This is a genomic window from Gammaproteobacteria bacterium (assembly GCA_019748175.1).
Lineage (GTDB): Bacteria > Pseudomonadota > Gammaproteobacteria > JAIEPX01 > JAIEPX01 > JAIEPX01.
In genome coordinates this window covers 112,382-127,442 of record JAIEPX010000003.1, presented here as the reverse complement: position 1 = coordinate 127,442, position 15,061 = coordinate 112,382, and the positions used below count along the sequence as shown (strand labels likewise).

Below are 15,061 nucleotides of genomic sequence, written 5' to 3'. Positions count from 1 at the left end.
TTCAGGAATTTTGGGATAATACGCAGGGCCATAAAGATGATATTTTAAATTTTGTTAATGGCAGAAAAGAGCCTTCGAAGTATTGTGATGGCAAGTATGTTTATTGGATAGCAAGCTGCGACAATCATCCGTTCGCCATGCTAATGACGATCCAAGAAACAGCTGAAGATCATATCGATGACATTAAATTAAATCACCTTTCAAAAACAGGTCATACTTATACTTTAGCCTTGGACAGCTTGATGTAGGTAATCCGCTTTCGCTAACCGATACAAAATATGTTGTGATAAAGGATGATCCGCAGCTAATTTAGGGTGTGCAAAATCGCCATTCATATCACGCTTTAATCCAATTTTTTCCATCACACGAATAGAGCGAATATTCGCTGGCACAGTAAAAGAAACAATTTCTTTAAGGTCACATTTTTTAAATCCATAATCCAATGCGGCTTTAGCGCCTTCAGTCGCATAGCCTTTACCCCAATATTGCGATCCTAAACGCCAACCCACTTCAACCGCAGGGGTAAAATGCGATTCCCAATCGGTGTAATTGAGACCAATAAACCCAATCAATTCACCGGTTTCCTTCAGGCAGGCAGCCCATAAGGTATAGCCATAGTTCTCACCCTGACTATTCACCGCCGAAATAAAGTCATTGACCTGGTCCATGGTTAATGGGCCGCGTAGAAACTCAATCACTTTTGGATCTTGGTTGATTTGAAAAAACCCCTCGGCGTCTTCTTTTTCCCACGCTCTTAAAATAAGCCTTTCTGTTTCAATAATTGTGGTCATGTTATCTCCGATGAACTTGTTCTCATCAATTTTTCTAATTGTGCTGCAGGGTATGGGGTTGATTTGCTCTCTTTCTGAAGTTTTTGAAAAAACTCATCCATGAGCAATGTAGTGGGTGCATATTGTTTTATCATTGCTGCTATCACGGGCGTTGTATTACCGAGTTCACCGGCAAGATATTCACGCAGGCGAATTTCCCATTGTTCCTTTCCAAAAAGTGATGTGATAATACAGTGAAGCAGGTTTTCAGTCGCGCAAGCTTGATCATATGACGAATGCTGCTTCAAAAATTCCGTTTCTGCTGGAGTTAAATCAAATTTTGATGATAACGCTAATCCAAAATCGCTTAAATATAGCCGCTTACCGTCGGTGAGTATATTTTCAAAGTGCGCATCAAAATGCATCAAACCCTGCGTATTCATATGCTTGTTTGTGGCTTTGAGATGTTTATCTACAAATAAAACTGTTGTTTCAGAGTTACCATCACCTTTAACAATTTGAGCACTTAGCCACTCATGCAAATTTTGTGGAACAAATTCAAGAAATAAAGCGATATGCGCGGATGCATTATTGAGATCTTTAACACGTTTACGAATGGCAGCGGAATTCCCCCAGTACTGACAGTATTTTTCAATATCACCCCAATAGTTGGTATTGATATCGCCCGGACCACTCGGCAAAATACGCCAATGGTACATGATAGGGAAATTTTCACATTCACCTGTGATCACCCAGTTGGTTGTCATGATATGAGTGGCAAGCTCACGCCATGCTCCAAAGCCAGCAGAGCCCACACCATATTGATAGCACAATGGCAAATCAAAAAGATTCGCAGTGGACATAAAATTTTGAGGTAGTTGCTCAAGATCGGTCAGCGGTATTTTTTTAACAAATACGGGTATGTCATCAACAGAAATTAAGGTTGATTTGCCACCGATACCTTCATGCATCGGTTTTGCATCAGCCAAAATCTGCTTTAGCTTTTCTTTGCTCAAGCATGCGAGGCTTGTTGAAATTTGGCCATACAGTTTAATTCTTTGCATTATGGCAGCCTGCTAATGACGTTATCTACAACGAATTGATAAGCTTCTTCAAAATTCCAATGCAATTTCGACGGCAATAACAGGCTCATATCTATATGAAAATCACGATTATCTTTTTTAAGCTCAAGATTCTTTAGGAATTCTTCTCGCGAGATTTTCATACCGTTATAAGTGCAGTACTTAGCAAAAATATCAAACACTTGATTTAAGTTAATCAATTCGTTGGTTGTCACATACCATATATCAAATAAATCTCGTCCTTTGCGGCGCTGATACAGGGCTCGCAATTTAGTGGCCATCAGCTCATCTATTTCGTAAGTAATAATATCTGCTGCTCCCTTGAACCAATCTGAATCCATAGAGAAAGGAACCTTTTTTAAGGGCAGCACTTGGAAATGTTCAGTCGTATTTATTTCGATTTTTAGTTTTGATGCAGATTTGTTTATGGATTCATATTTGTAAATCAGCTTTGCGCTTCTTTGAGTAATTTTCCATTTTGGATCCCCTAACCATGGTTTGAGCACCTCACGAATTGCATTAATTGTTTGACCGATTGGCTCAGCATTTTTCTGAACGAAGTCAATGTCTTCACTGTATCTAGACGGAGGATTAATAAATAGTTTATTTAGTGCTGTACCGCCACGAAAAACTAAAGCGTCTTTGATATGCGGATCGTTATATAAATCTACTAACGCTCTGCTTATAATGAGATCCTGTTCAATTTGGGCTGGTGTTTGCCATTTAACGTGATTAGACCAATTTTGTATAAAAATATTTGGAATCATAAATCGCTCTCTATTTCAGTATTTTCTATTATTTTCCATCTCTTGTATCTCGGGTAACCCTTTTTTTCTATTTCAGAAGCAATGGGTATGTAATATTTCATTTTTCCCTTTAAAAAAACTTCTAAAGTCTCGATGATTTCAGTTTTTTTATCTTCATCCATGACATCAATCTTCTCTAAAATATAACCAATACGTTGTAGTTGGTATCTAGCATTGATCTTTTCAGCAAGCTCTATCAATTTACTCGGATCTATGGCTTCGGCTAATTCAGAAAAAACGGTTGCTATGTGGTTAAGTCCGCCCGCATGAGAGGGGTAATTGAGTAAGTCGATTGCAGTGAGCTCAGGTGATGCAACTTTAAGATAGCCAGTATCAACAACGAAATCTTGAGTTGGAAGTCCAGAGAATGACTTTTTGTAAATAAACTCTATTTCAACATCACCAAAAACTAAATTACCGCTCATCCTTTTATTCAACATGACTTGGAATCTAGCGGGTTTTTGATGGGTTGCTCCATGAAATAACCCCGCTGATAACAGAGCAACATAATAATTGGTATTTAGATGCTTCATGAGTATGGGAATAAGTTGTTCTGCGGGTATACAACCGTATGTTTGATATTCAGGAGGCACGATGACATAAAAAGCTTTAGCCGGTGAGACAAGGTCACCACTTTGAATAAGACGATATACAGCCACCCTGGCATAATTGCGAGATACTTTGAATTCCTCCAAAATCTCTTCAATAGTGAAGGCTCGTTTCCCATATTTCCTGAGCTGTTTTATGTAAGATTGTAGATTCATATGATTGCCATGCTTCCAAAATTACAAATAGTGTAATTATAAGAACATAATACACCTATTTCTGGGTAAGTGCAAGCAAAATATTTAATTTTTTGTGTCAGAATGTATGTATAATTACTCATGATGTAATTATAGAAACATGATGGATTCAAAAATGCGTGTAACCGTCCTTAACTTGGTGATTATGAGATGTTCAGTAGGTTACGAATAAAGCAACCTAAAGGACATAGTAAGCTTGTTTTGAATAATCACCTTGTTATCGAAAACAGCGTAAATCGATAATAACGGCATTTCTTATTACCACGGATGGTGATAACTGCTAGCATTATTATCGAAATCTGCTTGAATTGCTGTCGGTGAAGTTGACATTCCCCACCCAGTTTGGAGGTGGTTATTTTGAGGGATGCTCACCTCCGCCATTTCAGCTTATACAAACAGGAAAAACCAATCGTATCGATTACGAGGAGTATGAGCACTATGAGTCAAGAAATTATCCAATGGGGTTACGAATGCCTTTCATCTCTTGGGTATACACTAAAAAGCAATATGTCAGAAAATGTGCAAAACACCCCTTGGTCTTATGTAGTCCGCTTTGATACATCTGATGGATATATTTATTTGAAGTGCACACCGAAGCTGTTCGCATTGGAGCCAACAATTATCCAAATTTTGCATGATCAATTTCATGCTTCTGTTCCAACAGTTATCGCACACAATGCTGAATTAAATTGTTTTTTAATGAAGGACGCAGGTCGGTCATTACGAGAAATTCTAAAACAGAAATTCGACGTGGAATTGCTTTGCAGAGCTATTGAACAATTTACATTACTTCAGATCGCTGTTGCAGATCGTGTAGATATTTTTCTTGATATTGGGGTTCCTGATTATCGCTTAGATAAATTGCCTGGTTTATACAAAGAATTAATTTCAAAAAATGATTTATTATTGGCGGATGGTCTATCTGAAGTAGAAATTAGCAAGCTGGAGAATCTGCTTCCAAGGGTTTCTGATTTATGCAAAAAATTATCCGCTTATTCTATCAAAGAAACAATTGTTCAGCCCGATTTTAATGATAACAACACTCTTATAGACGATAGTTTACAAGATATTACAATCATTGATTTGGGTGAAATAGTAATATCGCATCCATTTTTTTCTCCGCTAAATTGTTTGGAACAAATAAAAAAACATCACGCATTAACAGATGAAGATGAGAGATATCTAAAAATTAAAAATGCTTGTTTTAAAGATTATATGGATATTTTTGAATCTAAAGAACATTTATCAGATGCTATTGCTACGGCACAATTATTACGTATTGTTTATGGGATAGCGTGGTCATATAGATTTATGCTCGCATGTGGTAAAGAGAAGCTGATGTCATTCCAGCATTGGAAACTCAGTAATTTATTGAAAGAATTAATGGCTAAAGGATAGAGGACAAAGAATGATTAGACATTATATCGCTACTGGATTGGGGGGCGGAGTAGGCGCAATCATGCGTTTGTTGATTAGTAATTTATTACCACTTTCCGTTTTTGGTATCCCACTTCCCATACTTGTTGTTAATGTTGTTGGATGCTTTATTATGGGCGTTTTAACAGAGTTTATGGCCTTTTATTGGTCACCATCAGATACTGTAAGATATTTCTTGATATCAGGAATCTTGGGAGGCTTTACAACCTTTTCAGCGTTTTCTCTAGAGTTTGGACTACTCTTTCAGAAAAATCAGTTTGTGTTGTCTTTTTTGTATATTACTCTAAGTGTTTTGTTAAGTTTAGTATTCTTCTTTGTTGGAATGAAAATTGTAAGGCTTTTTTAGAAAATCTAGATAAGTAAAGTTCTGATGAACTTAGATGTTTTACCTGTAGTAGGAGATGTTATGCGAGTTTTGTTGCAAAGAGTAAAGCAAGCCCGTGTGACTGTTGATTCAAAAACAGTCGGTGAGATTGATGGAGGTTTATTGTTGTTGATTGGCATTGGTCATGAAGATAAAGAATCTTGTGTACAAAAAATGGCAGACAAAGTTGTAAATCTGAGAATTTTTGAAGATGAGCAAGGTAAAATGAATCTTTCCGCATTGGATATTGGCGCTAATATTTTGGTGGTTTCACAATTTACATTGTACGCAGATACTAAAAGTGGTCGTCGACCGGGTTTTGGTCTTGCAGCAAAACCAGAACACGCCGAACCTTTGATTCAACATTGGGTTAGCACTTTGCAACAATTGGGAATCCAGAAAGTTGCCACAGGTGAGTTTGGTGCGTATATGCAAGTTGATTTAACAAATGATGGCCCTGTGACCATAATGTTGGAGAGTGACTTCTCTAATTAATTTTTTATAGGGAATAGGAAATGTATTTAATTATTTTGAATGTTCCGGAATCTCATCTCGAGATAGTAAAAACAGCACTGTTTGAAGCAGGCGCTGGAAAAGTCGAAAATTACAGTCACTGCTCATGGGAATGCCGTGGTGAAGGTCAATTTATGCCATTATCAGGCAGCAATCCGTACATCGGAACAACAAATCAACTGGAAAAAGTTTCAGAATACCGAGTGGAAACCATCTGTGATGAGTCTAAAATTGGAGACGTAATCACTGCACTAAAACGTGCTCATCCTTATGAAGTTCCGTCGTATCAAGTATTAAAGATGGAAAACTATTGATATTGGGTTAATTAAAAATTAATTATGTTAGTAAATAACGCACGGAGACAATATGTACGAAATTTATGTTAGTACAGATATTGAAACAGATGGCCCGATTCCGAGTATTAATTCTATGCTGAGTTTTGGATCGGCAGCATATCAAGCCGATAAAACTCTGGTGTCGACATTTACTGCAAACTTGGAATTATTACCAGGTGCTGTTCAAGAACCACGAACGATGGAATGGTGGAAAACTCAACCTGATGCATGGAAAGCATGCAGAGAAAATCTTCAACGACCTGAAAATGCGATGAAACAATATGTGATTTGGTTAAAAGGGTTAAAAGCCAGACCTATTTTTGTAGGATATCCTGCAGGGTTTGATTTTACTTTTGTGTATTGGTATTTGATGCGTTTTGCCGGTGAAAGCCCTTTTTCATTTTCTGCTTTGGATGTTAAAACTTATGCAATGGCATTATTAAAAAATGAATATCGTCGTTCCACCAAAGGAAATATGCCCAAACATTGGTTTGATAATTTACCTCATACGCATATTGCACTTGATGATGCTATTGAGCAAGGGGCATTATTTTGCAATATGCTTTCTGAAAATTTAAAGGATAAGTAGGCGCGATGTGTTATCAACGAAGATAATACACTGGGAGTTCTTCGATATCACTATCTGCGTTTTCCTCTGAAGTGGGCAAAACGAGTTCTGTGTGACAATTTGCCTGGTGATGTTTTGCTAATTCAATATTCAAACTTTTCATATAGGTCGCAAATTTCGCATTAAAATCAAATTGATCTGAGCTAGAGGGTGATGTAGGAGCAGAATTGGATTGAGTTGCAAGCTCAAATAATTCCATCACTTTTGTGTAAGCCGTTTCAATCTGTTCTTCTGAAGGGACTGCATTGATGTCTATGAAATATTCATTGAGAACGACTGAAGGGATAGAATTGATGTTTATGAAATAGTTATTGAGAATGACTAAAATTTCGCTTTGTTGAGGATCGATCGTTTCAATTAATGTATGCATTGAGCAGTCTATTAGAGAAACATTAGATTTAAATACCGCAGTAAGATTGGGCCAAACACTAGTATCGGTCAAAACATTATCATGAAAGGGTTTTATACAGCATCTAAATCTGTCTACTATGTAGATAAGAATCATATGTTTAATGATCGATGGTTTTAGTAATCTCGCTAGTTCTTTTTCAATCTCCAGAGTTTCAGTTAAAGTCGAAAAATCGAGAGTAAAGTAAAAATACCAATAATGCCTATTATTGTGAATGGGGTCGTTCTTGGATTGTTTGAGCAACGCTATAATTTCTTCTTTTGTAACTTGTATCTCTCGAAGAGTGGATTTCATGAAACAGAGCTTCTTAACATGTAAAGGCATAATTCTGTTTGAAAGAAATGGCGCTAGGAACCGAACATATTGTGGGTAATATTTTAAAACATCAATACAGTCGTTTAAATTAGTACCGCGCAATTTTGGATCAGCCAATATTTTTGAAGCCGCTTTTAAAAACCCTTTTTTAAGGAATGAGGCTAATGCTTTAGAGTGCCAATCTTCAGATAATACAAGCCCAATATCAAAGAGCAGGAGAATATTATCTTCGTTATAATCTTCTCGTGAAACAATCGAACCAAAGTATTGTCTAAGATCTGACTGCCAGCGGTGTACTATATCAAACTCGTATTGATTGTACTTATCATTATTAATGTATTCACAAATAAAAGATTTGACTGTTGTGACGTTTTCTTGGGATAAATGAGATAAAAGAGATGTATATATTTGATAATGCAAGCAGTAAAAATAGGCAGAAGATTGGCCTTTCGGAGAAGTAAGTAAGAAGATTAATTTGTTGATATTCTTTTCATCAAGACAATGTTTAACGATATATAAATAGACAATGTTAGGATTATAAATAATTTTTCCATGTGGGATAGAACCCGATACTTCGTTAAAATGTTCTATGATCAAATCGATCGCATCTCCAATATTATTATTGTCATTTGATAATAATTTATACTGGTGACAAAGATTTATGAGACGCTCTTCAGCTAATTGAGTATTTTCGAATGAGAGAGTTTTTAGAAAAACGTAACAAATAGCAATTTTAAGCACGTGAGGATTTGGATTGCTGATTCTATTGTTGAGATTTTCTAAGAGGCGAATGGTTTGGGAGTGACCCAATTGATAAGACAATTGCAAAGCGACAATGTAGCGGATTTGAACAGACTCATCATTGTATTTCGATTCCGCGACGATCGCGTCTGGTATCAAATCATAAAGTCGATTTTCAAGGGTCTGATAGAGCACGCCTTCAATGAAGTGTGGATAGTAACTTCGTTTTTCGGGCATGGCCCCTTTGTCCATCAAGAAGCGAGCCGTATCAATTTCTTTGTATGCTATGGCAGCATTTAAAGCTACTCCTAATAGCGTTTTATTATTAAGGATAATAGGAATTGAGGTAAATAATTCAATATCTTTCCAATGTCTTCTCTCAATGGAAATATAAAAAAATTGAGTGATTAGCGTGGCGTAGTCATTTACACTCTCTAGTTTCTGAAGTGCCATAATAAGGTTTTTCACAGCCGCATAATGTTTATATAATAACTCTCTGATATGCTCGGGATTGACATTAATGAGAACGGTTTTCGATAAACCTTGAAGTGCACGTGGATAACGAATTAAAACACCTACACATTCGTTTAATTCAACTTCCTTGATTTTTGGATATGTCACTACTCTCTCAGCCGCTTTGAGATATCCTTTTATGAGCAGTGATTCATAGGTATTAGCCCACTCTCCGTAAAAGTATGGAAACCAAATTTCAAGCAGTAATAATATCTTTCCTTCACAGTTATCTTCACTTCGAAGTGCTTCGGAGAAAAAAGATTGGAGACAAAAATTCCAGTCTTTACTTTTTTTTGATTTTAAATCAGGGTCAAGTTCACTTTCTATATATTTATTTACAAAGTCTTTTATAATATCAACATTCTCACTTGATAGATATTTAATGATTTGCATATAGACAGCATTATGGACTTTAATGGGGTATATAAAAGAGGATTTATTTTTGCAATCGATAGAAGTAATTAGAAAAATCAATTTATCGCTATTTTTTTGACTCAGGTAATGCCCTACAAAGAAATAAAATATGAAGCCACCGTCTTGTAAATTAAGCGATGTAGCAGCGTCAGGATAATATTCCATAACGATGTTTAGCGCATCGCTAATATTGGTATTATATGTGGGTAGTAATTGATACTGATGACAGAGTTTGATAAGACGGGTTTTCGCCAATTCAATATTCTCATCATACAGCGCATCTAGTACCAAGTAGCAGATAGCAATTTTGATATTCTTAGTATTGAGATCTTTGACCTGATCTTTAAAGCTGTCTAGTGAAGTGATAATTGTAGAATTCTGTAATTCATTGGCTAGCTGTAATGCAACACAGAATCGAATTTGTAAAGCTTCATCGTCGTATTTTGTCTCTAACTCTATAGCGGCTGGTACTAGTTCAAATAACTTAATGAAAATCACTTTAATAAGGACACTGTCTATAAAGTGTGTATGGTTTTCATCTTTTTCAGGTATGGCACCTGCATTGAATAATGTGCGGGCAGTTTCAACTTGCTTGTCTTTTATTGCTCCCATTAAGGCTCTGCCTAGAAGGGGCTTATTCGCTAAGATAACTGGATTTGAGAAAAATGATACCACATATTCCCAGTGCTTTTGCTCAATAGCAGCTTTAAAAAATTCGGTCATCATCTCGTCGATTTCAGCACCCATTTGAAACATAAATTTAGACTCGCAAGCTTTTTTATAAAATAAGGCTTTTGAAAAAAGTTTAGATAATGTTTCTTTACTAATAGTAGTAGTAAATTCTTTCAAACAGAGTTTAATAGTAACCCATTTGTGTTGTTCAGCTGCTACTAAAAGCATTTCATCCAGCCCCATGAATTGAATTTGACGCGGATTACCTTTATAGAGTAGATGATCGAAAAGATTTACATGTTCAGAACGTACAATTTGAATATTATTTTTTTCGCTATTAGTGGCAGTGATTAATTTGTCTGCTAAGTCAAACTGTTCTGCTAAAATTAAATTTGCAATAATTGGATCATTTTTCTTGAATAAGTCTCGAGAGTCCAGTGTATCAAAAACATGGTTTCGAAGTTTAGGTTCTTTTAATAATCGCATTAACATCCGAGTATAGCCATTATTGAGCATTACATAGGCAAGTGGCGCTCCCATGCAAGTATCCAGTAGTATTTCGGAGGTGATTTCAGGTAGGCCCAAAAGAAATTCAAAATCACAATTTCTATAGTGCTCGATTCTTTCTTCTAAATTAGAATAAATTCTGACGGATTCTTCTTCATCACTTCTCCGCATTTGATCTGTGTATTGTTTAATATCATGATAAACTTTTGAAAACAACCCTGAAAATGTATTTTTACGAATATAGAAAATGATGGGAATTTTAAAATGAGGATTTACAGTGAGATTATTTTTTTCAGCATAATCCTTATAATGCTCAAGTAATTCCTGAGCAAAATCATAAGCCAGTAACCGTGCTTCTAGTGTATCCGAACAAATACTAACAACGCTTCGATAGGGATTAAAGCGAATTCGAGCTAATACTTCATTAGTACGAGGATTCAACATCCTGGCCTTTTTATTGGCTCTTTTGAACTCTTCAATTTGATCGGTTGTATAGAGACGTCCTTTTAACCAGGATAAACTACTTTGAGCGCGTTCAGTGGAATCGTAATCGAATATTCTAGCCACTGTTCCTGAGTCATCAGTCAATAGCCTATTAAAAAGTGAATCGTGGGTGTGCGTCACTATTCCGTATAATTTTTCATTTCGGTGATAGATACTAAATCCAAAAGCACGACTGAGCGCATTAGGATCTAAAAGGGTATTTGATTGAGTTTGTGAAAATCCAGCTTTCTCTTTTGGTGCATACATTGGCTGTTTGGTTTCTCTTGGTTTAATCCTGCCATCAGGCGCGATTAAAAATTGTTTTCGTTGAGATGGGCGTAAATTGTGAAGTCTTCGGGAGTTGTTCTCACCTGGGATGATGCCCAAAATAAATTGGTGGCTAAAATCGAATTCGTCAGCACGGAGTGTTTTTAATAAACAATCATTTATGTAATCCGTAGTTAAATTGCCGCTTTCGCTCATGGCTTGGCGTTTGCAATAGAAATATTGTTCATCTGTTATATAAACAACGAGACCATCAATTTTTGGAAACTCAGTATTTAATAAAGGTAAGCGTTCTTTAACGAAATCAAAAAATTCTTGTGCGATATGAGGTTTTTTGAATCGTAAAATAGTAGTAGTTTTTGCGCCGAAAATAAATTCAGCTGACCTACTAGCATTGAAATAGTCTGTAAATGATTCTTGAGTCTTATTCATTAAATTATTTGATTTCGCAATTTTACTTTTCATAGGACTCTAACTTCATTTGATACAGTTGAATTATTCTCAGAACCACTAGTGATTTTGCAAGAAATACTTTTTATTTTTTGATTAAGACTACGCATGAGAGTATTAATTAGCTTGTTAAATTCAGGGAGTGCGGGTTTTGTAGTTGCATAAAATGGCAGTATTAAACGATTTTTGCTTACTGTCCCATCAAATAATTGTATTACTCTTGAGAATGTTGTGTTGGTTAGTTCAGGATAGGGTAATTGATTAATGTCTATAAAATAAGTGTTGAGTGTATCTAATATATCAGCATGATGTGAATTTAATCGCGCAGAGTTTTCTGTTTGATAAAAACACAACTTTTGTAGCTGATCATTAGTTTTTATAGCTTGTGTAAGTTTTGGCCATTTGCATGATTCAATGGGTTTTTCAATTTCGTCGCGAAATAAGTCGATAGCGCGAAACATGTAGACTACAAATATTAACATCATATGTCTCATCATCGACGGAGTTAACAGTTCACTTAGAGTGTCCATTACAATGAAATCAGTCGATAAATTAAATGTAAATGCTGAATAGAATTCCCATAAGTAATCTTCTGGACGGTATTTATCTAGGTCAACAAGACTTAAAAGAGTGGCCAATTGTGCTGCCTTTTCAAAGGGATAAAGTGAAGAAAACTGCTTGATGTGACAGGGTTTAACTTTATTTGTTAATTGAGCTTCGAAAAGATTGATTGAATCTGGATATTTAACTAAGACCTCAATCATTTGATCCCTGACTTCGTCATCGACCTTAGGATGCTCAAAGATGAATTTCGCTAAATTAAATCCCCTTCGTTTTATTGCGTCTTCAAATATAGTAGAAAAATCTTCTTTTAATAATTCTAATCCCATGTCGAAAAGTAAGAAAGCTTTGTCTTCATCTAGCTCTTCACCGCGAGTGGCATCTTCGTAAGATCTTATCATTTGCTTTTTCCAGTCCATCGAAGAATAAGACTTTTCGACAGATTGGCCAATGAATGTTTCGATAAATCCTTTTATAAAAGCTAAATTTTGGTGCGTTAACTGTGATAATAAACTTTTATATACAGAGTTTCGAGACTCGTAGAATATGTGACCGCGCTGATTATCATTGTCATTAATTATAACCCTGAGGTTATCGGTATCTTGATTCTTTAAAAAAAGACTTGTTAAAAAGGGTATCAAGAATTCAGAATGAATATTCCAATCTGATTTCGCTAGCATATTTAAGTGGCCAATAATTATTTTAAAAGCGTCGTAAATATTTCGATTTTGTAAAGATAAGAATTCATACTTGTGACATAGTCGTAATAAGCGTTTTTCAGCAAGATCTGGGTTATTATCAGAAAGCGACGAGATCACCAAAAAACAGATCGCTTTTTTAACATTCTCAGAATCTGTGACGCACGCTAAATCACTATTCTTTTCGAAAAGCGCAATAGTTTCAGGATTTCCTATTTCATGGGCTAGTTCAAGCGCTACGAGAAAGCGAACAGGTGAAAACTCATCCTGTGATTTCCTTTCAAGTTCAATGAGATCAGGAATTAATTCTACAAGACCGTTAGTCAGCGCATAAAACAGAGAGCCGGATATTCTATGCCCCGATCTCTCATCTTCAGAATGATTCCTGATATTCAATTGCAGTAAAAATTTAGGCAATCGACTGTTTTTTCTTTTAATTGCATCGAAAAACGCATTTTCTAGTAACTGTTGATCAAGAAGAGAGTATGAGCTTTTGACCAATTCAATAATTTGGTCCCAGTTTCCAGTGTTTGTAGCGGTAGAAAGGTGCCTATTTAAGATTTCAGTTGATTTTGGTAGGGTTTGAACTAAGAATGCAGATGTGCAAAAGTCCAGGCTTTGTCCAGTAATTAATGACAGTTGTTTTAATGTGCTCTGGCTAATATTGGTGTTAGTAAATTCTTTGAGACACAATTTCACCGTAACCCACAATCCCCGTCTAGCCGCTTTTAAAATCATTGTTTCAAGATCAAAAAAAGCTATTTGTCGGGGAGTTCCTTTTTCAAGAACATGATTTTCTATGGCTAATAATTCTTTCTTAGAGCCAGTTGCAGTAATCAATCTATCTGCAAGATCAAATTGTTCGGCTAAAACAAGGCGCGAAATTATAGGATCATATTGACTAAATAAATATGGACGGTAGTTGATAAGTGCCTCAAACACCGTCACTCGTAATGAGGATTTGCAGGATGCTTCTTGAGTGGCTCTGGCTTGCGCTTTTGTTCTGAATAATCGCATGAGCATTCGGGTGTAGCCTTTTTCCAACATGATATAGGCCAACGGTTTTCCCATGCATTCATCTAGTAATATTTCAGGTGTAACCTCAGGCAACCCTAATAAAAATTCAAAATCATTTCTCTTATAATGTTCAACTCGTGAGACAGGATCATTGTATATACTGATGGCTTTGGCTTCATCTTTTTTCCGCATGTCATCGCTGTAGAGTTTTATAATATGCCTGTGAAAAGAGGTAGAATTTTGATTGGCGATATAAAATATGATAGGGATTCTAAAATTAGGATTTAGAGTTAAACCATTTTGTTCAGCATAAATTTTATAATGATCAAGGATTTCTTGGGCGAAATCATAAGCTAATAATCGTGCTTCTAATGTGTCGGCACAAATGCAAACAACGCTTCGGTACGGATTAAACCGAATGCGAGCTAAAACTTCGTTAGTGTATGGATTGCTTTTCCTTGCTTCTTGATTCGCTTTTCTAAATTCTTTAATTTGGCTGGGTGAATAACAACGTTCTTTTAACCATGTTATAGAAGCTTCTGCGGATTCTTTTGAATTAAAATCAAATATTCTTACGACTGTTCCGCTGTCATTGGTCAGTAAACGATTAAACAATGCATCATCGGTGTGCGTAATGATTCCGTATAGCTTGCTATTACGTAAATTTCGACTAAAACCAAAAGCTCTACTTAGTGCATGAGGATCTATAAGAGTGGTGGATTGTATTTGTGAAAATCCTTCTTTCTCTTTTGCTGTGTACATCGGTTTTTTATTCGATCTTGAGGTGATAGTGCCATCTGGTGTAATGGTGATAGTTTTACGTTGATTAGGGCGTAAATTTTGTAAGCGCCGTGCATTTTTTTCACCAGGGATAATGCCCAAAATGAAGTGATGACTAAAATCAAATTCATCAGCGCGTAATGTTTTTAACAAGCTATCGTCCAGAAATGAAGGATTTAATACACCACTTTCGGACATGACTAAACGTAAGAAGAAAAGGCTTTCTTCTTTTGTGAGGTGTACTGTTAGATGATCAAGTTTAGGAAAATCAGTATTTAATAAGGGCAATCTTTGCTTTATTTCATTAAAAAATGAAAGTGCAGTTTGTTCATCCTTAAATTCGAAAGTAATAATATTCGGGGCATATTTTCCGTTGAATCTACGGCTACTTTTGAAGAAATAGGTAAAAGGCCCTTCTTCTTTTATCGTTGGTGCTTTCATTGAAATTGCCTATTTCATTGTATTAAGGGACATTTAT

11 protein-coding genes are annotated in these 15,061 nt (G+C 35.9%); 5 read left to right on the top strand and 6 right to left on the bottom strand.

Annotated features, from left to right (window positions below; all coding sequences use genetic code 11):
• Positions 1-224: 224 nt before the first annotated feature.
• From K2X50_01680 to K2X50_01665, 4 genes are read right to left on the bottom strand one after another with little or no spacing between them, the layout of a single operon-like run.
• Positions 225-791 (bottom strand): GNAT family N-acetyltransferase, encoded by a 567-nt coding sequence (locus tag K2X50_01680; GenBank protein ID MBX9585945.1) that lies wholly within the window; start codon positions 789-791, stop codon positions 225-227.
• The gene (locus K2X50_01675) at positions 788-1,834 is read right to left on the bottom strand and encodes a protein kinase family protein (protein ID MBX9585944.1); all 1,047 of its coding nucleotides are present in this window, start codon (positions 1,832-1,834) and stop codon (positions 788-790) included. Before K2X50_01675 ends, K2X50_01680 begins: the two co-directional genes overlap by 4 nt.
• The gene (locus K2X50_01670; protein ID MBX9585943.1) at positions 1,834-2,619 is read right to left on the bottom strand and encodes a nucleotidyl transferase AbiEii/AbiGii toxin family protein; all 786 of its coding nucleotides are present in this window, start codon (positions 2,617-2,619) and stop codon (positions 1,834-1,836) included. Before K2X50_01670 ends, K2X50_01675 begins: the two co-directional genes overlap by 1 nt.
• Positions 2,616-3,422, bottom strand: a complete 807-nt coding sequence (locus K2X50_01665) for a type IV toxin-antitoxin system AbiEi family antitoxin (GenBank protein ID MBX9585942.1) — start codon at positions 3,420-3,422, stop codon at positions 2,616-2,618. The genes K2X50_01670 and K2X50_01665 overlap by 4 nt, the downstream gene beginning before the upstream one ends.
• A gap of 468 nt (positions 3,423-3,890) precedes the next feature.
• Between K2X50_01665 and K2X50_01660 the strand changes: the two genes are divergently transcribed.
• The 5 genes from K2X50_01660 to K2X50_01640 are packed head-to-tail and all read left to right on the top strand — an operon-like array spanning position 3,891 to position 6,699.
• A complete protein-coding gene (locus K2X50_01660; protein ID MBX9585941.1) occupies positions 3,891-4,859 on the top strand; it encodes an aminoglycoside phosphotransferase family protein in 969 nt (322 codons plus the stop codon).
• Positions 4,860-4,869: 10 nt separating this feature from the next.
• Positions 4,870-5,244: a fluoride efflux transporter CrcB gene (crcB, locus tag K2X50_01655; GenBank protein ID MBX9585940.1), complete on the top strand. Its 375-nt coding sequence runs from the start codon at positions 4,870-4,872 to the stop codon at positions 5,242-5,244.
• A gap of 60 nt (positions 5,245-5,304) precedes the next feature.
• The gene (dtd, locus tag K2X50_01650; protein MBX9585939.1) at positions 5,305-5,757 is read left to right on the top strand and encodes a D-tyrosyl-tRNA(Tyr) deacylase; all 453 of its coding nucleotides are present in this window, start codon (positions 5,305-5,307) and stop codon (positions 5,755-5,757) included.
• Between the two features lie 20 nt (positions 5,758-5,777).
• Positions 5,778-6,089: an NGG1p interacting factor NIF3 gene (locus tag K2X50_01645; GenBank protein ID MBX9585938.1), complete on the top strand. Its 312-nt coding sequence runs from the start codon at positions 5,778-5,780 to the stop codon at positions 6,087-6,089.
• 52 nt (positions 6,090-6,141) lie between these two features.
• Complete coding sequence (locus K2X50_01640) at positions 6,142-6,699, top strand: 3'-5' exoribonuclease (protein MBX9585937.1); 558 nt, start codon at positions 6,142-6,144, stop codon at positions 6,697-6,699.
• 13 nt (positions 6,700-6,712) lie between these two features.
• Here the strand turns inward: K2X50_01640 and K2X50_01635 are convergent, their stop codons facing one another.
• Together K2X50_01635 and K2X50_01630 are read right to left on the bottom strand one after the other, a co-directional pair.
• Positions 6,713-11,542 carry a hypothetical protein gene (locus K2X50_01635; GenBank protein MBX9585936.1) on the bottom strand — a complete coding sequence of 1,610 codons (4,830 nt, stop codon included), beginning with the start codon at positions 11,540-11,542 and terminating at the stop codon, positions 6,713-6,715.
• A complete protein-coding gene (locus K2X50_01630; protein MBX9585935.1) occupies positions 11,539-15,024 on the bottom strand; it encodes a hypothetical protein in 3,486 nt (1,161 codons plus the stop codon). The genes K2X50_01635 and K2X50_01630 overlap by 4 nt, the downstream gene beginning before the upstream one ends.
• Positions 15,025-15,061: the final 37 nt, after the last annotated feature.